Source organism: Ensifer sp. B1-9 (genome assembly GCF_050474445.1).
GTDB lineage: Bacteria > Pseudomonadota > Alphaproteobacteria > Rhizobiales > Rhizobiaceae > Ensifer.
This window is the reverse complement of record NZ_JBCHVG010000005.1, coordinates 292,074-314,409: the sequence shown is the minus strand read 5'-3', so window position 1 is coordinate 314,409 and position 22,336 is coordinate 292,074. Positions and strand designations below refer to the sequence as shown.

Sequence of the window (22,336 nt, the reverse complement as noted above, 5' to 3'; positions counted from 1 at the left end):
CCCGCCGCCCGATGGCAAAAGGGAAAAAACGGCCCCACCCCGGGCTATCCACCGGTTCCCTTTAGCTCTGCCATGCTCTAGAAGGCTCACCAGATACGATAGGAGTTGACGATGCGGCCATCCGGCAGAAAAACCGACCAAATGCGCAAGGTTTCCTTCGAACGCAATTTCTCCAAGCACGCAGAAGGCTCCTGTCTGGTGCGGTTCGGTGACACGCACGTGCTCTGCACGGCCAGCCTTGAAGAGAAGGTTCCGGCCTGGCTGCGCAACGGCGGCAAGGGTTGGGTTACCGCGGAATACGGCATGCTGCCGCGCGCCACCGGCGAGCGCATGAAGCGCGAGGCGGCAAACGGCAAGCAGAGCGGCCGCACCCAGGAAATCCAGCGCCTGATCGGCCGGTCGCTGCGCGCCGTTGTCGACCTGCCGGCGCTCGGCGAACGCCAGATCTCGATCGACTGCGACGTCATCCAGGCGGATGGCGGCACGCGCACGGCCTCGATCACCGGCGCCTGGGTGGCGTTGTACGACTGCCTGAAGTGGATGGAAGCGCGCAACATGGTCAAGGTCGAGAAGGTCTTGAAGGACCATGTCGCCGCCATCTCCTGCGGCATCTTCGCCAACCAGTCGGTGATCGACCTCGACTATCTCGAGGATTCCGCCGCCGAGACCGATGCCAACTTCGTCATGACCGGCTCCGGCGGCATCGTCGAGATCCAGGGCACGGCCGAAGGCAAACCCTTCAGCGAAGAGGAGTTCGCGAGCCTGATGGGTCTCGCGAAGTCGGGCATCGCCGAACTGGTCGCGCTCCAGAAGCAGGCGATCGCAGGCTGACCGCAGGAGAAGAGATGGCCCCGGCACTGGAAGGCATACTCGAGACTGCGCTCTATGCGGCCGATCTCGATGCCGCCGAGGCCTTCTACGGCGGCGTGCTCGGCCTGACACGGATCACCCGGGCGGGGAACCGCCATGTCTTCTTCCGCTGTGGCCAGGGCGTGCTGCTGATCTTCAATCCGGCCGAGACGGTGAAACCGCCGGCGCCGGACGCCGCGCTGCCGGTGCCGCCGCACGGCACGACCGGCCGGGGTCACATGTGCTTTCGCGTCGCCGCAGAGGCACTCGACGCCTGGAGGGCGAAACTCGAAGCATCCGGCGTCGCCATCGAAAGCGATCTTCGCTGGCCGAACGGGGCGCGATCCTTCTATTTCCGCGACCCGGCCGGCAACAGCCTCGAATGTGCGGAACCGGGCCTGTGGTCCATCGAATGAACACGAAACGGGACACTATGCGCAAACTGGACAACAAGACGCTGATCGTCGCCAGCCACAATGCCGGCAAGATCCGCGAAATCCGCGACCTGATCGGCCCGCTCGGCTTCGAGGCGAAATCGGCTGCGGACCTCAACTTCATCGAGCCCGACGAAACCGGCACCACCTTCGAGGAGAACGCGACGATCAAGGCGCTCGCCTCGGCCAAGGCTTCCGGCCTGCCGGCGCTTTCGGACGATTCCGGTCTTGCGATCGACGCACTCGGCGGCGCACCCGGCGTCTATACTGCCAACTGGGCGGAGCGCGAGGACGGAAGCCGCGATTTCGCGATGGCGATGGAGAAGGTCGAAAAGGCGCTGCAGGAAAAAGGCGCCATCACGCCGGCCGAGCGCACCGCCCGCTTCGTCTCGGTGCTCTGCCTTGCCTGGCCGGATGGCCATGTGGAGCTGTTCCGCGGCGAGGTCGAAGGCCACGTCGTCTGGCCGCCGCGCGGCAGCCAGGGCTTTGGCTACGATCCGGTGTTCCAGCCGAAGGGTTACGAAACCACCTTCGGCGAGATGAGCGCCGACGAGAAGCACGGCTGGAAACCAGGCGACGCGGAGGCCCTGTCGCACCGCGCCCGCGCCTTCAAGATTTTTGCCGAGACCTGTCTCGGAGCCTGATTGGAGCGAATGAGGAAAAGTGTGGGCGGCTTTGCGCCCACTCCCGCTCCCTGTGAAAGTGACCATGAGAGACGCAACGATGCAGACGGCCACGCTAACGGCGATCGGTGACGGCATGGACCCCGGTTTCGGAGTCTATGTACACTGGCCGTTCTGCGCGGCCAAATGCCCCTATTGCGACTTCAACAGCCATGTGCGTCACCAGCCGGTAGACCAGCCGCGTTTCGTTTCCGCCTTCCTGAAGGAAATGCAGGAAGCGCGTGAGCTTTCCGGTCCGCGCAGCGTCACCAGTATCTTCATGGGCGGCGGCACGCCGTCGTTGATGGAGCCTTCGACGGTCGACGCGATCCTGCAGGGAATTGCCCGCCACTGGCATGTGCCCAACGGCATCGAAATCACCATGGAGGCCAACCCTTCGAGCGTCGAGGCGACGCGCTTCCACGGCTATCGCGCTGCCGGCGTCAATCGCGTCTCGCTCGGCGTCCAGGCGTTGAACGACCGCGACCTCAAGTTCCTGGGGCGGCTGCACAATGTCGAGGATGCGCTGAAGGCGATCCGGCTGGCCCGCGAGATCTTCCCACGCATGTCCTTCGACCTGATCTACGCCCGCCCCAACCAGACGGTCGAGGAGTGGGAGCGCGAATTGAAGGAGGCCGTCTCCTATGCGGTCGACCACCTGTCGCTCTACCAACTCACGATCGAAGAAGGCACGCCGTTCTACGGGCTGCACAGGGCCGGCAAGCTCATCGTTCCTGATGGCGAGCAATCGGCCGTGCTCTACGAGGCGACGCAGGACATCACGGCGTCGATCGGCATGCCGGCCTACGAGGTCTCAAACCACGCCCGACCGGGCGCGGAAAGCCGCCACAACCTCACCTACTGGCGCTATGGCGACTATGCCGGCATCGGCCCCGGCGCCCATGGCCGCCTCAGCGTCGGCCCCGGCAAGATCGCGACCGCAACCGAACGCAAGCCGGAGGAATGGCTGCGTCTTGTCGAGACCTACGGTCACGGCATGATCGAGCGCGAAGCGCTCGATCTCGAAGCGCAGTCCGACGAATTGCTGCTGATGGGCCTTCGCCTCAAAGAAGGCGTCGACCTCGCCCGCTGGCAGAGCCTTTCCGGCCGCGATCCGGACCCGGAGCGCGAACAGTTCCTGATCGACAACGGCTTCATCGAGCGGCTCGGCAACTCGCGCCTGCGCTGCACACCGGCCGGCATGCTGATCCTCGATGCGGTGGTTGCCGACCTCGCCTGCCCCTGAGCCGATAGGACGCAGTTCCGGACGGAAAACCGCGTCACACTTTGCCTGGAACTGCTACCGGCGCTTTTCGCCGGCTCAATCGAACGTCTCACCCGAAAGCGGCGTCACCTGCATGGACGGCCGCCGCTCGAACGCATCGAACCAGTCGCTCAGCCGCGGGCGGTTGCGGAACGACGGCAGGTCGCGAAATGCCATCCAGGAGAGCGTCGTGGCGAGCGCGATCTGCCCGATATCGACACCTTCCTCAGGCGACAGCGCCTGCTCCAGCCAATCGTAAGTCGCCTCGATCTTCTCTTCGTACCCCTTGGCGAGTTCCGGATAACGCAGGTGTTGCGGGCGCCTCTCCCATTCCCACCGCAAACCGATGCCGGTCTGGGCGAGGACCTGCGCCACCGACTGCATGCGCAGGGCCCGCCACCGCGGCTCGCCGCTTTCCGGGATCAGCTTGCGCCCCTCGTGCAGCGTGTCGAGATAGGCGCAGATGACGTCGGAATCGAAGATCGGCTCCTGCCCCGAGCGCAGCAGCACCGGAACCTTACCGAGGGGGTTTTCGGCGTAGACTTCGTCGTTGCGCCGCGTCGGGCTGGTCTCGTGGTGGATGACTTCCAGCCGGTCGGCAAGACCGATCTCGTGCGCGAAGACGAGCGCCTTGCGGGCGAACGGAGAATGGGTCTGATAATAGAGGATCATGTTTGCCTCGCGGGATCCGGCGTGAATTCCTGTTCCCGCGAAGAGATATTGCATTACGGCCGATAAAGGCGCTCTGTTTTACCGGCTGTTCTGCAAGTTTGTATCGCGAGGCGCTACTTCATCGGATCGCCCTTCAGCCGGTTGAGCGCGATGCCTTTGGCGACGAGCCGGGCGACCTGGCCATCGTCGATATCGTCTATCGCGCCCAGACGGATATAGGCCATGTCGCCCTTGCCGCCGCCCTTTTCCAGACGGGAGTCGAGATCGAGCATGTCGGCTCCGCGCCAGAAGCCGAAGGTCACGTGGTCCTTTGCGCCCTTGAACAGGCAGACGAGCCCACCGGCCTCATAGATGGGGTGGCCCCATTTGACGATATCGGTGAGCCCGCCTGCGGCAATGAGCGCCGCATGCAGGCGTTTCGCGACGTCTCCCGGAACGCCCGAAAGGCCGGCAATGTAGTCTTCGACAGTCTTGGTCATGGTCGTTTCTCACTCGTTCGGCTAAAGGCGGCCGTCAGTTCCTGAACGGGATCAGGCTGCGCAGCCGCGAGTCTCTGAGCCACAGGCCGCCCCAGGCGATGACGCCGAGATAGAAGCCGAAGAGCAGGTGGGTGAAGAGCGGGCTATCCGCCCGCAAATGCGTCGCCATGGCGCCACCGAGATAGCCGGTGAGCAGAATGGCACCGAGGATCGAAGTCCGCGGGATCACATAGAGCAGCGTGGAGAGAAGCGTCAGCACACCGAGCAGCCGCGCCAGGCCCGGATCCGCGGAATAGCCGAGGGCAACCATGGTTTCGGTGACGACCTGAAGCGGCACAAGCTTGATTGCCGCATCGAAGACCAAGAACGCGACGAGCACGCCACTCAGAACGCGGCCGAGGATGACGGACCTTGCCGTCGGAACAGACATGACAAGACTGGTGTTCATTGGTGTCTCTCCTTGGATCTCGTTTCGGTCCAAGGACGAAGCTGCGCGACCGATCCCGACAGCAGCCACCGAACTTTTATCTCTTTTCGGCGCGGCCGCTTTCGATGCCCGGCTCCTCACCGAGCTTGTCGAGTTGCATGCGGATATAGGCGCACTCGGCGGCGTTGGTCGCGAGCGCAATGGCATGATCGAATGCGACGCGCGCCTCGCGAACCTTGCCGAGTTGCTTCAGCAGGTGTCCGCTGAGGCCGTGGAAATAGAAATAGCCGGACAGTTTGTCGGCCAGCGGCTCGATCATGGCGAGCGCCGCTTGCGGACCGTCGCGCTTCGACACCGCCACGGCCCGGTTGAGGGTGATCACCGGCGAGGGCTGCAGCCTTTCGAGCGCCTGGTACAGCAGATCGATCTGCGCCCAGTCGGTGTCCTCGGGGCGCTCGGCCCGCGCGTGCAGGGCGGCGATCGCCGCCTGGATCTGATAGGCGCCGGGCTGGCGATGGCGCATCGCCCTGTCGATCAGCGCCAGCGCTTCGTTGATCAGCGGCCGGTTCCACAATCCGCGATCCTGATCTTCGAGCAGGATGACTGCCCCATCGGCATCGAAGCGCGCGCGCGCACGGGAATGCTGGATCATCATCAACGCCGTCAGCCCCATGATCTCCGGTTCCGCGGGAAAGAGCTGCAGCAGCAGGCGCCCAAGGCGGATCGCCTCCTCGCAGAGATCGGCCGAGACGCTTTCCGGGCCGTTCATCGCCGAATAGCCTTCGTTGAAGACGAGATAGATCATCGTTGCGACGGCGGCGAGCCGGTCGGTACGATCGGCTGCATCAGGCGTCTCGAAGGCAAGACCAGCGGCCGCGACGCGGGACTTGGCGCGGGTGATACGCTGCTCCATCGCCGCTTCGCTGACGAGAAAGGCGCGGGCGATCTGCTTGACGGAAAGGCCCGAGACGATGCGCAGCGCCAGAGCGATCTGCTGCGTGGCGGGGAGTGCGGGATTGCTGCAGACGAACAGCAGCCGAAGAATATCGTCGCGATACTGCGACCCATCCAGCCGGTCAGCGAGACCGCTTTCCTGATCCTCGAGATCGGAGAGCATTTCTTCGGGCGGCAGCGCCGTCTCGCGTGACTGGCGCCGGACCTTGTCGATGCCGCTGTTGCGGCCGACGAAGATCAACCACGCCGCAGGATCGCGCGGCGGCCCGCTCTTCGGCCATGTCTTCAAAGCCCGGATGCAGGCCTCCTGAAACGCTTCCTCGGCCGTATCCAGATTGCGGAAATAGCGCAGCAATGCGCCCACAGCCTGCGGCCGGGCTGAAACGAGTGCGAGGTCTATCCAGGCGGTGTCTGTCATGAAGCAAGCTCACTGGGTTTGTAGAGGGCAAGAGGTCGGATTTCGTAGGAGCCGGCGGCCGGGTTGGCAGAACTCAAATCACGAGCGAACTCGAGCGCTTCGTCGAGAGATGCGCAATCGACCACATAGAAGCCGAGTAGCTGTTCCTTCGTCTCGGCAAACGGGCCATCGGTGACGATCGTCTCGCTATGGCTGTGCCGAAGCGTCATTGCCGCCGTTGTCGGCTGCAGGCGCGCCACCGGCCCAAGCCTGCCCGCCTCGGCATATTTGCTTTGGACGGCTGCGAGATCACGCATGACCTTTTCGTCCTGCTCTTTGCTCCAGGCACTCGTGATATCTTCTTGGTTATAGCAAAACACGGCGTAAAGCATGGAACTCACCTGCTCCTCGGTTCAAAGACGATGGCATCGACAGATAGCCGACAACCCCGGTGAAAAAAACAGGGCCGGTAGTGCTTTCGCCTACCGGCCCGCAAGACGTGTGAGCGTGAACGTTCAGGCGTTCTCGCGGCATTCCAAGTTGGGCTCGACAGCCGGCCGACGCAAGAGGCGGAGAAGGCGCCCATCGATCGCCGCGAGGCCCGCTGCAATCAGTGCCATGCCCAAGAAATGCTTGGGTTCCAGCGTCTCGCCCAGGAACATCGCGCCGAGCAGGATGGCGCTGACCGGGATCAGGAAGGTGACAAGCATCAGGTTGGTGACACCGGCCGTCTCCAGGATACGGAAGAACAGGACGTAGGCGAGCGCGGTCGAGACCAGGGCGATACCGACGATCGCTGCCCAGATGTCGGGGCCGGGCATGGCGAGCGTCCAGGGATGATCGACGAGGAGCGACAGCGGTACCAGCATCACACTGGCTGCCGAGACCTGGCCGGTCGCGGTAACCAGGGGTGCAACGCCCATGCGCTTGAAGCGGCGGGCAAATACGCCTGCCAGCGAATAGGAGAGCGCCGCGCCGAGTACGGCGAACTGGGCTAGGAGGTTCGCGCCGAGCCCGCCGAGTGCCGCCGGACCGATCATCATGGCAACGCCGAGGAATCCGACGACCACGCCGGCGAAGCGGTTGATGGTCAGCTTCTCGTCGTCGGTCAGGAGATGGGCCACGAGCACGCCGAAGAGCGGCGTGGTGGCATTGAGGATCGAGGCGAGGCCGCTGGCGATATGCGTCTGACCCCAGACGATCAGCGAGAAGGGAATGAGATTGTTGAGCAGCCCCATGCCGAAGAACGCCAGCCACACGCGCGGATCCCGCGGCATCGACAATCCCGCGAAGCGCACGAAAACGAGCAGCGCGACCGCCGCGAGACTGACCCTCAGCGCCACGATCGTAAAAGGCGGCAGCACTTTGACGGCGATGCCGATGAAAAAGAAGGAGCCGCCCCATAGGATGGACAACAGGATCAACATGCCCCATTCCCGGGCGCCCATGACCTTGGCGTGAGTTTCTTGCACCACGACCGTAACCCTCTTTGTTTGCCTGACTAAATCATAGCGGCTTCGATTGCCTTGACATTGCTTCATTATTCTCAGGATATTAGGCATGGAACAAACGATCATTTCTCGACGCATGATTGAGTTTGACTAAACCATGGCGACATCCCTGCCCTCACTCGCGTCGCTTCGCGCCTTCGAGGCAACGGCGCGACACGCCAGCGTCACCAAGGCGGCGCGCGAACTCAACGTCACGCCCGGGGCCGTCAGCCTGCAGGTGCGGGAACTGGAGCAGACACTCGGCGTGGCGCTCTTCGAGCGGCGGCCGAGGCAACTGGTTCTGACGGAAGACGGCAGCATCTATTTTTCGACGCTCCGGCGGGCATTCCGCATGATGCGGGAGGCGACCGAGGAACTGACCGCACGCAAACGTGCCCCGGTGCTGACGGTGAGTTGCACGCCGACCTTCGCCGCCCAATGGCTGGTGCCGCGCATCGGCGCTTTCGAACAGCAGGTGCCTGGAATCGATGTCCGCATCAGCACCACGAACCGTTTGACGGATTTCGAGAATGACGGCGTCGACGTCGCCGTCCGGCACGGGCTCGGTCGCTATGACGGTCTCGTCAGCGAACGCCTGATCGACGACGACCCGGTGCCGGTCATCCACCCGGCGCTCAGGACCAAGGAGCCGCTCGACACGCCCAGCGACCTCGCCCGCCACGCGCTGCTGCACGACGTGCACCGCCAGGACTGGCGGCTGTGGCTGGAGGCGGCGGGGGTCGAAGGAGTGGACCCCGGGCGCGGGCCGGTCTTCGTCAACAGCAACGGCGCGATCGAGGCGGCGAAAGCCGGAGACGGCGTCGCGCTGGTGCGGCTGTCCCTGGTGGCGCGCGAGCTTGCGGAAGGCCTGCTCGTCGCCCCCTTCCCCGAGGGCGTGATGACCGGCCTTGCCTATCACCTCGTCTACCCGCCGGCCGCCCTCGACCGACCGCCGGTCGTCGCCTTCCGCGCCTGGATCATCGCGGAAGCGCGAGCACAGCAGATCATCGAGGACCAGACGATCAGATCGGCGCAGCGACCGACGCTGAAAGCGTTGCGCTAAAGCTTTTCGCACGCGAGTGCGCAGCGGCCTTGCGACAACGACAGCCGAAACATCAAGAACTTAAAGCGCAAGCGGTGGATCGGAGAGATCGCGACACGCATTGAGAGCCGCTCCAAGCCCAAGAAAAGCGTGAAGCGGTTTCCTTGCGCAATTGCGCCGACTTCATCGTTTCGATGGAGCAAAGAAGTGATCCAAACGAAAAAGGCCCGGAAAGCCGGGCCAATTTCCTGGAACAGTCCCGCGACTATTCGTTGATCAGCCGCTTCAGAAGCTCGATCTCGTGGCTGAGCTTGGTATCGCCGGCGATCAACTCTTCGATCTTGCGCACGGCATGCAGCACCGTCGTGTGGTCGCGTCCACCGAAGCGACGGCCGATCTCCGGGAAGGAGCGCGGGGTCAGTGTCTTCGACAGATACATGGCGATCTGGCGCGGCTTGACGATGACGCGGGTGCGGCGGTTGGAGACGAGCTCCTGGCGCGAGACGTTGTAGTGCTTGGCGACGACGCGCTGAATGTCTTCGATCCGCACGCGGCGCGGCTCGCCGGCGTTGACGAGATGGCCGAGAAGCTCATCGACGCGCTCGATCGAAAGCTGCGGCTCGAAGGACCGGCGGAACAGGAGCTGGTTGAACGCGCCTTCCAGTTCGCGACCGCTCGCCGTCACGTTACGGGCGACATGGCTCAGGATATCGCCGGGAATGTCGAGCGATCCGTCTTCCTGGCGGGCGACTTCCAGCCGGCGCTTCAGCATTTCGAGGCGCATGTCGTAGTCCGGGCCGTCCATCTCGATGGCAACACCGCCCTGCAGACGCGAACGAACGCGGCTGTCGAGCGACTCCAGCTCCCACGGCGCGCGGTCGGCGGCGACGACGACCTGCTTGGCGGAATCGAGCAGCATGTTCAGGAGATGGCAGAACTCGTGCTGGATCGACTTACCCTGCAGGAACTGCATGTCGTCGATGATCAGGAGATCGATGTTGCGCAGCGACTCCTTGAGCGACAGCGCATCGTTGTCGCGAATGGCGGTGGCGAAACGCCACATGAAATATTCGGCCGTCAGATAGACGACGCGCGGTGCACGCGCGCTCTGCAGCGCCTGGATGGCGATCGCCTGCAGGAGGTGCGTCTTGCCGAGACCGACGCTCGAATGGATGAAGAGCGGATTGAACCGCACCGCACCGGCGCCGGCTTCCGCGATCGTCCGGGCGGCGGCAAGCGCCACGCGGTTCGAGGAACCCTCGACGAAGTTCTCGAAGTTATAGCGCTGGTCGAGCGGCGAGCCGAAAAGCGGCGCCTGGGCCGGCTTCTGAACGCTCGCGACCGCGGCTGCGGCAACGGTCGCAACCGGCTGCGCTGCTGCCGGACGGCGCGCCGGTGCGGCCGGCGCCGCTTCGGCTGCCTGCGGCAACGCTTCTTCCTGTGTCGTTGGCCGGGCGCCACGGGTCGCCGTGCGCACCAGGATCTCGACCTTCAGAATCTCGCCGTCTTCCTGCTGGAAGATCGAGGTGATGAGATCGAGATAACGATTGTTGATCCAGGACTTCAGGAATGTGGTCGGCACCGAGAGACGCACGACGCTCTTGGATACGGAATGGAGCTTCAGACGCCCAAACCAGCTTGCGAAGACATCCGGACCGACTTGAGCCTTGAGACGCGCACTTACCCGCTCGAACAGTGCGTCGTGCCTCATGTCGACTTTTTCCCCCGCCGCCTGAGATAGATTGCTTCCGGCTTGGAATGCGTCTCCTTCTTTCTGAAGTGCGCCCGCCGTCACCAAATTCATCTGCATTTTGCCGCCTTCCAATTCATGTTCAGATGCCGTCATCGCTGCCGGCGTCATCTCTTATGTCCGTCGCCCGCGGCGCCTCGGAAGGCCATGCCGCATTCGCCGAACGTCACAGTCGCAGTCGACGCCGGGCTCCTCATCTCCCGCCTCGCCGCGCGCTACGCGCATCCGCCCGCCTCGTGGCCGGAGGATGTCCCCTCGCGCCTCTTGTCAACAATCCTCCGGTGCGCTTCCCGCACCGCCTCGGATCCTCCTCCTCGTCAACAGCTCTTCGCACCCTCGTACGAAGCGTCGAGCCGCGCGTTGGACTTTGCCGTCCGCCGGGTGCCGCTTGCACCCGCCGTCGACATATGAGCACCCCACCACAACCATAGGTCGAAAGCTTCTCATCCGGAGTGGAACGAACCATCCGGTTTTTCACCTTCGACTTGTCTGATTGAACGACGCGGAGCCGCCCTGATACAAAGGACAGAAACATCGAAACCATTTCTTCGAAATGGCGTCTTCTGCTTCCTTTACAGATGTGGTCCGTGTCCCCTGTGGAGGGCATTTAGGCAGGATCGATGGGCAAGATCAATCGCGATTTTTAAGCAACCTTAAGCACTGACCGTTGACTCTCAGCCTGCCTTTTGCTTGCCGCATTCCGAGTCCGCGAAGAATCGCTGTTGAATCAAGGGTTTTGATTTTTCAGCCTTTGCTTAGCTGGCGAAAAAGAAAAAAAATAAAAAATCGCTTGACTCATTCAGGCGTCAAAGGCGCCCCAACCAGAGACATCCTCTTGATAAGGACCTCTCGTAAGTCATTGAATTTATTTCAAAAAATTTGTCATCGCATTGACACAAGGTAATACCGCCGGATTAACCATCGCGATGACAGAAGTATGAATCCGAAAAGCCCGGCGCAAGGGCCGGGCTTTTCATTAACAGATTTTTCTTAGCCGGATTAGGCCGAAAGCGACTTGACGCGCTGTGCAAGACGCGAAACCTTGCGCGATGCAGTGTTGGCGTGCAGAACGCCCTTGGTGGCTGCGCGCATCAGCTCGGGCTGAGCTGCCTTGAGCGCTGCGGCTGCAACTGCCTGATCGCCGGTAGCGATCGCTTCTTCGACCTTGCGGATGAAGTTACGAACGCGTGAACGACGGGCCTTGTTCACTGCGGTGCGGCGTGCGATCTTGCGGGTCGCCTTTTTCGCCGAAGTTGTATTGGCCATTGGTGCCTCTCTTCGAAAACTGACATCAACTCCGCCCTCGCCGTGCCGGGTCACTGCGACCTGTCATCAAAGCAATTCGGGAGTATTTCCGGAAAGCCCAGAATGGCGTTCCAAACTGAGGGCGGCGTATAGCGGGAAACGGCCGCCCCGTCAACGCGCAATTTCCAGAATCTGCGAGTCCCCTTTGGCTTGGATCACGATGATCTTGGGTCTGAGCGACCCAAAACCATAACGTGACCGTTACTCACAAGCTTGAGCGGGATGCGGACGGAAAACCGCGCGCGCTTTTCCTCATCTCACTCTAGCGGTGCTTGAACTCCGGCTTGCGCTTGGCGACGAAGGCGGCCATACCCTCCTTCTGGTCTTCGGTCGCAAACAGCGAGTGGAAGAGCCGCCGCTCGAAACGAAGTCCCTCGGCGAGCGTCAGCTCCAGCGAGCGGTTCACCGCCTCCTTCGCCATCATGACCGCCGGCAGCGAGAAGGATGCGATCTTCTCGGCAGCCGCCAGCGCTTCCTCCATCAGTTTCTCCGGCGCCACCACACGCGAAACGAGTCCCGCGCGTTCCGCCTCCGCCGCATCCATCATGCGACCGGTGAGAACCAGGTCCATCGCCTTCGCCTTGCCGACTGCACGCGTCAGGCGCTGGGAGCCGCCCATGCCGGGAATGACGCCGAGGGTGATTTCGGGCTGGCCGAACTTCGCGGTCTCGGAGGCGATGATGAAGTCGCACATCATCGCCAGTTCGCAGCCGCCGCCGAGCGCATAGCCGGAGACGGCTGCGATCACAGGCTTGCGCGCCGCGGCCACCTGGTCCCAGCCGCCGATGAAATCCCCGAGATAGCTGTCGACGAAATCGAGCGACTGCATCTCCTTGATGTCGGCGCCGGCGGCAAAGGCCTTTTCCGAGCCGGTGACGACCACGGCACCGATCTCCTTGTCAGCGTCGAAGGCTTTCAGCGCCGCGGCGAGCTCGCGCATGACGGTCGAATTCAGCGCATTCAGCGCCTGCGGACGATTGAGCGTCACGAGGCCGACGCGGCCGCGCGTTTCGACCAGCAGCGTTTCGTAGGTCATTCCTGTTTCCTCCGGTTCATTCGAGATGCCAGGCCGCGGACGGCCGGCGTTCATTTCTGGCAATGCGGGCAATAGAAGGTCGAGCGGCCCGCCTGCACGACACGGGCGACCGTACCGTTGCAACCCGGCGTGCGGCAAGCCTCTCCTTCGCGGTCGTAGACGGAGAAGGAATGCTGGAAGTACCCCAGCGATCCGTCCGCCTGGATATGGTCCTTCAGCGACGAGCCCCCGGCGGCGATGGCATCGGCGATGACCTCGCGGATCGCATCCGTCAGTCGCAGCAGCCCGTCTTTCGGCTTGCCGCGCTTGTCGACGAGTTCACCCGCAGGCTTCAAAGGAGACAGATGTGAGCGCCAGAGCGCCTCACAGACATAGATGTTGCCGAGACCGGCGATGTTCTTCTGGTCGAGCAATGCCGCTTTCAGCGGCTGCGCCTTGCCGGAAAAGCGCGCGGCAAGATAGGCGGCATCGAGCGCGTTTCCGGTCGGCTCCTCGCCGAGTGCGCGGAAATAGGCGTGGCTTGCCACCGTGTCGCGGCGGGCAAGATCCATGAAGCCGAAACGCCGCGGGTCGTTGTAGATCACCCGCACCGGGCCGTCGGCACCGTCGAGATGGAAGATGACGTGATCGTGCTTCTCGTCCTTGCCCCGCGGATGATGAAACGCGCCCGGCGTCGCCGCAGCCGGCCCTGCCTCGATACGGAAGGAACCGGACATGCCGAGATGGGCGATGATCACGTCGCCCGCTTCCAGATCGATCATCAGGTACTTCGCCCGGCGCGACAGCGAGACGATGCGCTGTCCGGCAACGGTCGAGGAGAAATTCTCCGGAAACGGGAAGCGCAGGTCCGCTCGGCGCAACTCCGCATTGACGATCCGCGCGCCCTCCATGGTCGGCGCCAGGCCGCGCTTGACAGTTTCGACCTCGGGCAACTCCGGCATAAATGCACTCCTGCGATCTCAGCCACCGGGATACGGCGGCTGGCATTTCCTTGGCGGCCTTCTTATCCTATAGGGTGCGCTATGCCGCAGGCGCGGTCCCGTCCACGAGATAGCGCGGATGGGGCCTTTTCGCTATGGTGCCGGAAAAATTGGTTCAGATGGAGTTCTTCGTATGACGGATCAGCGCGTATCGGCCGATGGCGGCATGGAAACATCTTTCGGTTTCCGCAACGTCGACGCCGGCGAAAAACAGCCGCTCGTCAACGACGTATTCCACAAGGTGGCGAAGCGCTACGACATCATGAACGATGTGATGTCGGCCGGCCTGCACCGCGCCTGGAAGGACGCGATGATCGCCGCGCTCAACCCGCCACGCCGGGAAGACTACAGGGTGCTGGACGTTGCAGGCGGCACCGGCGACATCGCCTTCCGCATCATCGAGGCGTCCGACCGCAAGGCGCATGCGACCGTGCTCGACATCAACGGCTCGATGCTCGCCGTCGGCGCTGAACGCGCGGAGAAGAAGGAGCTTTCCGCCAACCTCGATTTCGTCGAGGCCAATGCCGAGGAACTGCCCTTCGAGGCGAATTCCTTCGATGCCTATACGATCGCCTTCGGTATCCGCAACGTGCCGCGCATCGACGTGGCGCTGAAGGAGGCCTACCGCGTGCTGAAGCGCGGTGGTCGCCTGCTGGTGCTGGAATTCTCCGAAGTGGAGATGCCGCTGCTCGATCGCTTCTATGACGCCTGGTCGTTCAACGCGATCCCGAAGTTCGGCAAGCTGATTACCGGCGACGAGGCTCCCTACCAGTATCTGGTGGAATCGATCCGCAAGTTCCCGAACCAGCGCGACTTCGCCACCATGATCAAGGAAGCCGGCTTCTCGCGCGTCTCCTTCACCAATTACACCGGCGGCATCGCAGCGCTGCATTCCGGCTGGAAAATCTGATCCCGATGAGCACGCCTGGAGCATATGTCCGCCTCGCGCGGATCGGCTGGGTTCTCGTGCGCGAAGGCGTCGTCTCGGCCATCCCATCGGAGCATCTGCCGCCCTTTGCCCGCTTCGCGCAGAAGGTGGCGGGGCTGCTCGCGCGCCGCAGGGTGCTGGGTGAGGAACGCAGCGACCGGCTGTCGCGCGCTGTCGCCCGCCTCGGCCCTTCCTATGTGAAGATCGGCCAGTTCCTGGCGACCCGCCCCGATGTCGTCGGCGCGGAGTTCGCAGCCGACCTGTCGCTTTTGCAGGACCGCATGGCGACCTTCCCGCAGACAGAAGCGAAGGCCGCGATCGAAGGTTCGCTCGGCCGGCGGGTCGATGACCTCTATGCCGAATTTTCCGAGCCGATGGCGGCCGCCTCGATCGCGCAGGTGCATCCGGCCATCGTGATGCGCGAAGGCGGGCCGGAAAAGGTCGCGGTCAAAGTCATCCGCCCCGGTGTTCGCCAGCGCTTCGCTTCCGACATCGAGGCGATGTATCTCGTCAGCCACATGCAGGAGCGCTTCCTGCCCTATACGCGGCGGCTGAAGCCGGTCGAGGTCACCAAGACGCTGGAGCAGACGACCAAGATCGAAATGGATCTCCGGCTGGAGGCGGCAGCCCTCTCCGAGCTCGGCGAGAACACCAAGGACGATTCCGGCTTCCGCGTGCCGAAGGTCGACTGGGAACGGACCGGCCGCGACGTCGTCACCATGGAGTGGATCGACGGCGTCAAGATGTCGGATATCGAGGGGCTGAAGGCTGCCGGCCACGACCTCAACCAGCTCGCCGAAACGCTCATCCAGTCCTTCCTGCGCCACACGCTGCGCGATGGCTTCTTCCATGCCGACATGCACCAGGGCAACCTTTTCGTCGATGAAGCCGGCCATATCGTCGCCGTCGACATGGGCATCGTCGGAAGACTTGGAAAGAAGGAGCGCCGCTTCCTGGCGGAGATCCTGTTCGGCTTCATCACCCGCGACTACCAGCGCGTCGCCGACGTGCATTTCGAGGCGGGCTACGTGCCATCGCACCATGATGCGGCGAGCTTCGCCCAGGCAATCCGCGCGATCGGCGAGCCGATCCACGGCCAGCCGGCCGAAACCATCTCGATGGCGAAGCTCCTCACCCTGCTCTTCGAGGTCACCGAACTCTTCGACATGCAGACGCGCCCTGAACTGGTGATGCTGCAGAAGACCATGGTGGTCGTCGAAGGGGTCGCGCGCACCCTCAACCCGCGCTTCAATATGTGGAAGGCCTCCGAACCGGTCGTCGGCAAGTGGATCCGCGACAATCTCGGACCGAAGCGCATCGTCACCGATTTGCGCGACGGACTGCATGCGGCACTGCGGCTCGCGGAGGCCGCCCCAGAAATCGCCGCCCGCACGGAAAAGTTCTCCAGCGAGATCATGGCGATGAGCGCGAACGGCCTGCGCTTCGACGCGGAGACCGCGCACGCGATCGGCAAGGCGGAAGCCAGGCACACGCGTTCCGGCCGTGTGGCGCTGTGGCTGATCGCCGCCACACTCGTCTACATCGCCTGGCAGGTGACCTGATCGACCTTCACGCCGGGCATCCGACGTGTGCGCACTTGTCTTTCTACTTTCGCTTGCTATTCTTTCGCCATGGACAATCGCTCGATGATCGCAATGGTGCTTTGCACGCATACCCTAGGGGGTGTGTGGAGACCTGTTGCGCTAAGCTAAGCGAAAGTCCCCCACCAACCCTGCCGAGGCGAGCAGGGTTGGGTCCTGTTTCCTCGGACGAAAGAGAGGAAACAATGACCGAAACGCACGCTCCTCCTAAAATCAGCATCCGCGCGGCGCGCGTCGTCGACTGGGAGGCCGTTGCCGCCTTGATGAACCAGCCGGGCATCCGATCCGGAACACTCCGTCTGCCCTTTTCCACCCCGGAGCAGACACGCAAGTGGATGGAAACCCGATCGGACGACGACGCGGTCATCGTTGCCGAACGCGATGGTCGGATCGTCGGCATGGCGGGCCTGCATCGCAGCAAGGGACGCCGACACCATTCGGCCGCCCTCGGCATCAGCGTCGACGACAATCACCGTGGCGAAGGTATTGGTAAGTCTCTGCTTACAGCCCTGATCGACGCTGCCGACAACTGGCTGGGCATCAGCCGTATCGAACTCACCGTGTTCACCGACAACGAGCCTGCGATCGCACTCTACCGCAAGGCGGGCTTCGAGATGGAGGGCACGCACCGGGCCTATGCGCTCAGGAACGGCGTGCTGGCGGACGTTTTCGCCATGGCGCGTATCCGCACGCCAGCGGCACAGCGCATCTAGAGTCGGCGGTCGACAACCGCTACAGCCGGTGGATCGCGGTCCTCCGCAACCACCGGCTTCAGCCTGTTCCATCCGGAACTGCGAATATATCGGCCCCATGCGATCTTCTCCTCATGGATGACGAAGGCTCATCCCAACCAACCCAGAGGAGAGAACATCATGCGCAAGTTCATCATCGCAGCCGCTGTTGCCGTCACCGCCGCCGTCTCCTTTGCCGCGCCGTCGCAGGCCGGCGGTTTCTCGATCGGCTTCAGCGACGGCCATTACGGCCATGGCTGGGGCGGACATATCGGCTATGTCGGCGACTACTACGACGGACCCTACTACTACGAAGACGAGCCCTATTGCTTCATCAAGAAGGTCAAGCGCTACGACCACTACGGCAACGTTTACTTCAAGAAAATTCGCATCTGCCGTTGATCAGCGGCAAAGAGGGCGAGGGGCAAAAGCCCGGCCGGTTCTCCAGCCGGGCTTTCCGTTGTCCGCCCTCGTGATTTGCCGACGGTAATTCGATTCCGCTTCGCGCAAAACTGTAGTAGCTCCAAGTCCTGGTCATTCTTGAAACATCGAGGAGAAGCGGTCATGGATCTTGGTATTGCTGGAAAACGCGCGCTGGTGCTCGGCGGCAGCCGGGGTTTGGGCCGCGGTATCGCTGAGGCGCTGACAAATGAAGGCGTCGCCGTTGCATTGACCGGTCGCGATGCGGCATCGGCCGCCAAGGTGGCAAGCGACATCGGCCCGTCGGCGCGGGGCTACGCGCTCGACCTCTCGAAATCTGAAATGCTCGACGACCTGCTGGATCGTCTCGAAGCCGATTTCGGCGCGATCGACATTCTGGTGCTGAATGGCGGCGGACCGCCCCCTTCGGCTGCCTCGACGATCGAACCCGAATTCTGGCGCGCGCAATTCGAAACCATGGTGCTGGCCGGCATGCGCATCACCGGACGGCTGCTGCCTCACATGCGGGAGCAGCAGTTCGGACGCATCATCGCCGTCGCCTCCACCAGCATCCGCGAGCCGATTGTCGGGCTGACCGCTTCGAATGCGCTCAGAAGTGCGGTCGCTGGCTGGCTGAAGACGCTTGCCGGCGAGGTCGCAGCCGATGGCGTGACCGTCAATCTGCTTCTCCCCGGGCGGCTTGCCACCGACCGCACGCTGAGTTTCGACCGGATGGATGCGGAGAGCGAAGGCGTCGATATCGCAACGGTCGCGGCGCGCAGTCAGCGGGAGATCCCGCTCGGACGCTACGGCACACCGGCGGAATTCGGGGCAGCCGCGGCCTTCCTCGCCAGCCGTCAGGCAAGCTACGTCACCGGCGTCGCGCTCCCGGTCGACGGTGGCCTCAGCCGCTCGATGCTCTGACGCCATCCACCTGTGGCAGGTGTGATCCAAGCGTCGGATCACACCTCGCCTGCTGCCTATTTCCTTAAATCAACCTCGATTTAAGGAGGACTTGCAGCCGGCCGCCACAGGCAAGATCATTCAGATTTCCACTTTTACTCATTCATAGATTTAATTTCCAAATAGAAGCTCGGCCACCTATGGTCCGCGCGGAGGGGCAATGCTGGGCGCGGGAGACGTTCGGCAAACACGCGTGTCTTGCGCCCTTGAAAAGGTCACGGACCAGCTCAAGTAAGCACGAGCGCAATGAGCGAGAGCGTACCCAGGGGCAACCACTCCCAGGTTCCGAACCCGCGCTCAACCGAAATCGCTGCGGTCGGTGGGGCGTCCGACCGATTGCATGATCGGAAAGACGAATGCGACAAAGACTTTTCGGCTCGCTGGTCGGCGCATCGATCGCCGCCCTCGGCCTTTCACCTGCAGCCGTAGGGGCCTCAATGCTCGAAACCCAACTCATTTCTGCTGCCGAAGCCGGTGATGCGGACAAGATCAAATCGCTGCTGCAGCAAGGCGCGAGCGTCGAGACCCGCGATGCCAGCGGCGCAACGGCCCTGCTCGTCGCCACCCATGAAAACCGCGTCGATGCGGCGCGCGCCCTGATCGAGGCCGGCGCCGACGTCAACGCCAAGGACAAGATCCAGGACAGCCCCTATCTCTACGCCGGCGCCCGTGGCCATCTCGAAATCCTGAAGCTGACGCTCGCGAATGGCGCCAACCTCAAGAGCACGAACCGCTATGGCGGTACGGCACTCATTCCCGCGTCCGAGCGCGGCCATGTCGAGACCGTCAAGACGCTGATCGATGCCGGCGTCGACATCGATCACATCAATCGGCTCGGCTGGACGGCGCTGCTCGAGGCAATCATCCTCGGCACCGGCGGCGAAAAACACACCGAAATCGTGCGGCTGCTGATCAAGGCCGGCGCCGACGTCAACCTTGCCGATGGCGACGGCATCAGCCCGCTGAGCCATGCGCGCCAGCGCGGCTACGACCGCATCGAAAAGCTGCTGGTCGACGCCGGTGCCCGTTAGACCGTTTCGCTCTTGGAACCGGCGGAACGATCGAACCTCTGAATTTACGCAATTCCGGACGGAAAGCCGCTTCACACTTTTCCGGGAATTGCTCTAGCGGGAGTCTCCCATGAACCAGGAACAGACCTATCTGGCCGAGGCGGTAACGCTCGCCCGTCGCAACATCGAGAAAGGCGGTCGCCCCTTCGGCGCGATCGTCGTCAAGGACGGCGAGATCGTCGGCCGCGGCGTCAACGAGATGCTGTCGACCGGGGACCCGACTTCGCATGCGGAACTCAACGCGCTGCGCGCCGCCGCTCGAAATCTTCGCTCCCCGCGGCTCGAAGGTGCCGCTGTATACGCCAGCGGCCAGCCTTGCCCGATGTGTCTGGCGGCCATGCGCATGGCCGGGATCACCGAGATCGCCTATGCGAACTCGAACGCCGATGCAGAACCCTTCGGGCTCTCGACGGCGGCGATCTACGCCGAACTGGCAAAGCCGCTTGCCGAGCAGGCCATGCGCTTCCGCCATGTGCCGGTCGACGATATCGGCGCGGTGCCGCTCTATGCGGCCTGGCAGGAACGGCAGGGGACGAAATAACCGGCAGCCCAATACCGGGGACATTGCGAGACTGTCCTGAGGTGGCCACGACCGGTGGCGGCCTCGGTATTCTGTACTGGTCGAAGCGGAGTGGGAAAGCCAGTGCCCCTCGCCGGTTCATCGGCTGACGATGGCTGATCCCCCTTGCCTTGCACACGCGCTGGATGTAGTCGCAAAGGGAATCTCGCGTTCGATTTCCCTCGTTCCGCATTCCGCAAGGAGCGGAGCGACCTCCAGCCTGCAGGTGCCTGCGATGAATGCCTATTCCGAAAACGCCGGCCGCCGTGTCGCGCTGCTCCTCATCGCAGGCTCCGGCGTGGTGACCATCGCCAAGGGCATGAGCCTGACATTTCTGGCGATCCGACTGCAGCGTGATTTTGGCCTCGGTCCCGCGGGCATAGGCGCCCTGATCGGCGCCGGCCCGCTGCTCGGCGCCATCGTCAGTCCTTTTGCCGGCACGCTGTCCGACGGTATCGGCCGAAAAGGGATGCTGACCGCAGCGCTTCTCATGGCCGGCCTGGCGCTGGCGGGGCTCGGGCTGGCGCAATCGATCGCTGCTTTCGCGCTGGCGCACATCGTTTCCGCCGTAGCCGCCGCCGTTTATGAACCGGTTGCGCGCGCCCTGATGAGCGACGCGGCGCCGGCGCATCTGCGCCTCAAGGTCTTCTCCTGGCGCTATCTCGCCATCAATGCCGGCTGGGCCATCGGGCCGTTGATCGGCGTGTGGGTGGGCGCCGCCTACTCGACGCTCTTCGTCAGCGCCGGCGTCATGCATGCAGCCTTCGGCCTGACGCTCTTCTTGACGATACCCGAAGCCGCCAGCAGGCAGATGATGCAAACCAAGGAGGCATCACAGGCCGCCGGTGGCTGGCGCGAGCTTGTTGCCGCCCTGCGCGACCGGCGGCTGGTCTTCTTCGTGATCGGCGGCACGCTGCTGCTCGCCGTTCATGGTCAGTGGTCGGTGACCCTGTCGCAGTATATCAACACCGGTTTCGAGGATGGCATCGCGCTCTTTGCGCTCCTGGTTTCGACCAATGCTGCAACGGTGCTGATCGCCAGCACGCCGGCTCGATTCGTCATCGAGAGGATCGGCGCCCTGCCGGCGCTGTCGCTCGGCTGCCTCTTGTTTCTGATTGGCGAGATCGGTTTCGCAGCCTCGTCCGGAGCGGACATGCTCATCGCCTCGATGATCCTCTTCACCATCGGCGAGGTGCTCGTCGTGCCCTCGGAATATGTGTTGGTCGACGGTATTTCCAATGCCGGCAACCGGGGTACCTATTTCGGCGCGCACTCGCTGTCGTCGGTCGGAAATTTCCTCGGGCCGCTCATCGGCGGCCTCGCACTTGGCGCCGTCGGAGGCGCCGGCATGTTCCTGCTGTTCGCGCTGCTTTCGGCGGCCAGCGCGCTTCTGTTTGCGGTCGGTCACGCCATGCCGCCACCGCGCCCCGGGGCGGCACGCGCCGATGCGTCCGACAGCGGCGCCATCCACGGGGACCTTCTGCGGCTGGGTCAATTCGCATAGCGCCGTTATCCGCCGTTTGTTGGCCGCGACGCGCTGATCTGCTGCTGCACCCGCTCGAGCGGTCCCGGGGCAAGGGCAGCCGGAGGCTGGTACGGATTGGAGAAGGCATAGATCAGGAACAGGATGATGCCGGTATAGGCGCCGAAGAGACACAGCAGCAGCAGATTGCGCCGCATCGGCGGGAAGGAATAATAGGCGAGCGCGATGAAGATGACGCCGGAAAGTGCCGCGAACCAGAAGATGCTGTCGATCGAGTCCGCGACGTTGCTTTCCCGCTTGGTTCGGCTTTGCGATATGTCATGCAGGCGCTCCAGCATCTGGCTGCGCAGGCTCTCCTGGCGCTTGTCGGCCGGTATGAGGTTCAGCACTTGCTGGTAGGCATGATCCCATTGAACCCAGGCCTCAGATGAAAGCCGACCCTTGTCCGCCAGCGACTGCCATTCGCCATCGATCACCTCCGCCGCATAGGCGGCAATCGCCTGCTGGATCGGCGTCTTGATGGCTTCGCCGTAACGTGCGGCATCGTAGAAAATATCGGCGATCGCACCGGCTTCCGTCGCCATCTCGTACTTGAGCTGCTGGTACTCGACCATCTCCTGCGCGAAGACGAGCGCGAGGATCAGGCCGTGCAGCGCCGAGATACGGAAGATGACGGAACTCGCAAGTTCCTTTTCGTGCCCTTCCGCCTCGCCGCCCATGATCAACCGCATCAGGAAATAGGCCGCGAGCGTCAGGCCGACCGTACCCAAGACAAACAGGGCACCAAGAAACATTTCGCCAATCATTTTCCCTCCACGTCCTTCGCCACGGGTGACCTCC

The 22,336-nt window shown here is 63.2% G+C and carries 24 protein-coding genes; 13 read left to right on the top strand and 11 right to left on the bottom strand.

From position 1 onward, the window contains the following. The first annotated feature begins 111 nt into the window (after nt 1-111). The 4 genes from rph to hemW all read left to right on the top strand — a co-directional run bounded on the left by rph (nt 112) and on the right by hemW (nt 3,191). Complete coding sequence (rph, locus tag ACQ5BM_RS11495; RefSeq protein WP_113132032.1) at nt 112-831, top strand: ribonuclease PH; 720 nt, start codon at nt 112-114, stop codon at nt 829-831. A 14-nt stretch (nt 832-845) separates the two neighbouring features. Then, nucleotides 846-1,265: a VOC family protein gene (locus ACQ5BM_RS11490; RefSeq protein ID WP_429810979.1), complete on the top strand. Its 420-nt coding sequence runs from the start codon at nt 846-848 to the stop codon at nt 1,263-1,265. A 17-nt stretch (nt 1,266-1,282) separates the two neighbouring features. Then, nucleotides 1,283-1,927, top strand: a complete 645-nt coding sequence (gene rdgB / locus ACQ5BM_RS11485; RefSeq protein WP_429810978.1) for an RdgB/HAM1 family non-canonical purine NTP pyrophosphatase — start codon at nt 1,283-1,285, stop codon at nt 1,925-1,927. Between the two features lie 79 nt (nt 1,928-2,006). Beyond that, nucleotides 2,007-3,191 (top strand): radical SAM family heme chaperone HemW, encoded by a 1,185-nt coding sequence (gene hemW / locus ACQ5BM_RS11480; protein WP_429811167.1) that lies wholly within the window; start codon nt 2,007-2,009, stop codon nt 3,189-3,191. A 75-nt stretch (nt 3,192-3,266) separates the two neighbouring features. Here hemW and ACQ5BM_RS11475 read toward each other — a convergent pair whose 3' ends face one another. The 6 genes from ACQ5BM_RS11475 to ACQ5BM_RS11450 form a co-directional block, all read right to left on the bottom strand. Continuing rightward, the gene (locus ACQ5BM_RS11475; protein WP_429810976.1) at nt 3,267-3,881 is read right to left on the bottom strand and encodes a glutathione S-transferase family protein; all 615 of its coding nucleotides are present in this window, start codon (nt 3,879-3,881) and stop codon (nt 3,267-3,269) included. Between the two features lie 113 nt (nt 3,882-3,994). Then, nucleotides 3,995-4,360 carry a DUF1801 domain-containing protein gene (locus ACQ5BM_RS11470; protein ID WP_429810975.1) on the bottom strand — a complete coding sequence of 122 codons (366 nt, stop codon included), beginning with the start codon at nt 4,358-4,360 and terminating at the stop codon, nt 3,995-3,997. A gap of 34 nt (nt 4,361-4,394) precedes the next feature. Next, nucleotides 4,395-4,808 carry a DoxX family protein gene (locus ACQ5BM_RS11465; protein WP_429810973.1) on the bottom strand — a complete coding sequence of 138 codons (414 nt, stop codon included), beginning with the start codon at nt 4,806-4,808 and terminating at the stop codon, nt 4,395-4,397. A gap of 76 nt (nt 4,809-4,884) precedes the next feature. Further along, the gene (locus ACQ5BM_RS11460) at nt 4,885-6,159 is read right to left on the bottom strand and encodes an RNA polymerase sigma factor (protein ID WP_429810971.1); all 1,275 of its coding nucleotides are present in this window, start codon (nt 6,157-6,159) and stop codon (nt 4,885-4,887) included. Continuing rightward, nucleotides 6,156-6,530: a YciI family protein gene (locus ACQ5BM_RS11455; protein WP_429810969.1), complete on the bottom strand. Its 375-nt coding sequence runs from the start codon at nt 6,528-6,530 to the stop codon at nt 6,156-6,158. Before ACQ5BM_RS11455 ends, ACQ5BM_RS11460 begins: the two co-directional genes overlap by 4 nt. Nucleotides 6,531-6,653: 123 nt before the next feature. After that, nucleotides 6,654-7,586 (bottom strand): DMT family transporter, encoded by a 933-nt coding sequence (locus tag ACQ5BM_RS11450; protein ID WP_429811165.1) that lies wholly within the window; start codon nt 7,584-7,586, stop codon nt 6,654-6,656. Nucleotides 7,587-7,746: 160 nt separating this feature from the next. Between ACQ5BM_RS11450 and gcvA the strand changes: the two genes are divergently transcribed. Beyond that, nucleotides 7,747-8,691: a transcriptional regulator GcvA gene (gcvA, locus tag ACQ5BM_RS11445; RefSeq protein WP_429810967.1), complete on the top strand. Its 945-nt coding sequence runs from the start codon at nt 7,747-7,749 to the stop codon at nt 8,689-8,691. Nucleotides 8,692-8,935: 244 nt separating this feature from the next. Here the strand turns inward: gcvA and dnaA are convergent, their stop codons facing one another. The 4 genes from dnaA to mutM all read right to left on the bottom strand — a co-directional run bounded on the left by dnaA (nt 8,936) and on the right by mutM (nt 13,702). Beyond that, the gene (gene dnaA / locus ACQ5BM_RS11440; RefSeq protein WP_429810965.1) at nt 8,936-10,381 is read right to left on the bottom strand and encodes a chromosomal replication initiator protein DnaA; all 1,446 of its coding nucleotides are present in this window, start codon (nt 10,379-10,381) and stop codon (nt 8,936-8,938) included. A gap of 1,038 nt (nt 10,382-11,419) precedes the next feature. Then, nucleotides 11,420-11,686 carry a 30S ribosomal protein S20 gene (rpsT, locus tag ACQ5BM_RS11435; protein WP_034797494.1) on the bottom strand — a complete coding sequence of 89 codons (267 nt, stop codon included), beginning with the start codon at nt 11,684-11,686 and terminating at the stop codon, nt 11,420-11,422. Nucleotides 11,687-11,987: 301 nt separating this feature from the next. Further along, the gene (locus ACQ5BM_RS11430) at nt 11,988-12,761 is read right to left on the bottom strand and encodes an enoyl-CoA hydratase (protein ID WP_173515320.1); all 774 of its coding nucleotides are present in this window, start codon (nt 12,759-12,761) and stop codon (nt 11,988-11,990) included. A gap of 50 nt (nt 12,762-12,811) precedes the next feature. Beyond that, entirely contained in the window at nt 12,812-13,702 is an 891-nt protein-coding gene (gene mutM, locus ACQ5BM_RS11425; protein WP_429810963.1) for a bifunctional DNA-formamidopyrimidine glycosylase/DNA-(apurinic or apyrimidinic site) lyase, read from the bottom strand. Between the two features lie 172 nt (nt 13,703-13,874). Between mutM and ubiE the strand changes: the two genes are divergently transcribed. The 8 genes from ubiE to ACQ5BM_RS11385 all read left to right on the top strand — a co-directional run bounded on the left by ubiE (nt 13,875) and on the right by ACQ5BM_RS11385 (nt 21,517). Further along, nucleotides 13,875-14,651 (top strand): bifunctional demethylmenaquinone methyltransferase/2-methoxy-6-polyprenyl-1,4-benzoquinol methylase UbiE, encoded by a 777-nt coding sequence (gene ubiE, locus ACQ5BM_RS11420; RefSeq protein WP_429810961.1) that lies wholly within the window; start codon nt 13,875-13,877, stop codon nt 14,649-14,651. 5 nt (nt 14,652-14,656) lie between these two features. Beyond that, the gene (gene ubiB, locus ACQ5BM_RS11415; protein ID WP_429810959.1) at nt 14,657-16,231 is read left to right on the top strand and encodes a 2-polyprenylphenol 6-hydroxylase; all 1,575 of its coding nucleotides are present in this window, start codon (nt 14,657-14,659) and stop codon (nt 16,229-16,231) included. Nucleotides 16,232-16,455: 224 nt separating this feature from the next. Further along, a complete protein-coding gene (locus ACQ5BM_RS11410) occupies nt 16,456-16,983 on the top strand; it encodes a GNAT family N-acetyltransferase (RefSeq protein WP_429810958.1) in 528 nt (175 codons plus the stop codon). Between the two features lie 159 nt (nt 16,984-17,142). Further along, nucleotides 17,143-17,403, top strand: coding sequence for a hypothetical protein (locus tag ACQ5BM_RS11405; protein WP_429810956.1), 261 nt, complete (start codon nt 17,143-17,145; stop codon nt 17,401-17,403). A 162-nt stretch (nt 17,404-17,565) separates the two neighbouring features. After that, entirely contained in the window at nt 17,566-18,345 is a 780-nt protein-coding gene (locus tag ACQ5BM_RS11400) for an SDR family oxidoreductase (RefSeq protein WP_429810954.1), read from the top strand. A gap of 476 nt (nt 18,346-18,821) precedes the next feature. Then, on the top strand, nt 18,822-19,415 hold the full coding sequence (locus ACQ5BM_RS11395) for an ankyrin repeat domain-containing protein (RefSeq protein WP_429811163.1): 594 nt from the start codon (nt 18,822-18,824) through the stop codon (nt 19,413-19,415). A 109-nt stretch (nt 19,416-19,524) separates the two neighbouring features. Next, nucleotides 19,525-19,995 carry a nucleoside deaminase gene (locus ACQ5BM_RS11390; RefSeq protein WP_429810953.1) on the top strand — a complete coding sequence of 157 codons (471 nt, stop codon included), beginning with the start codon at nt 19,525-19,527 and terminating at the stop codon, nt 19,993-19,995. Nucleotides 19,996-20,248: 253 nt separating this feature from the next. After that, the gene (locus ACQ5BM_RS11385) at nt 20,249-21,517 is read left to right on the top strand and encodes an MFS transporter (protein ID WP_429810951.1); all 1,269 of its coding nucleotides are present in this window, start codon (nt 20,249-20,251) and stop codon (nt 21,515-21,517) included. Between the two features lie 5 nt (nt 21,518-21,522). Here the strand turns inward: ACQ5BM_RS11385 and ACQ5BM_RS11380 are convergent, their stop codons facing one another. Continuing rightward, complete coding sequence (locus ACQ5BM_RS11380) at nt 21,523-22,302, bottom strand: hypothetical protein (RefSeq protein ID WP_429810949.1); 780 nt, start codon at nt 22,300-22,302, stop codon at nt 21,523-21,525. Nucleotides 22,303-22,336 lie beyond the last annotated feature (34 nt).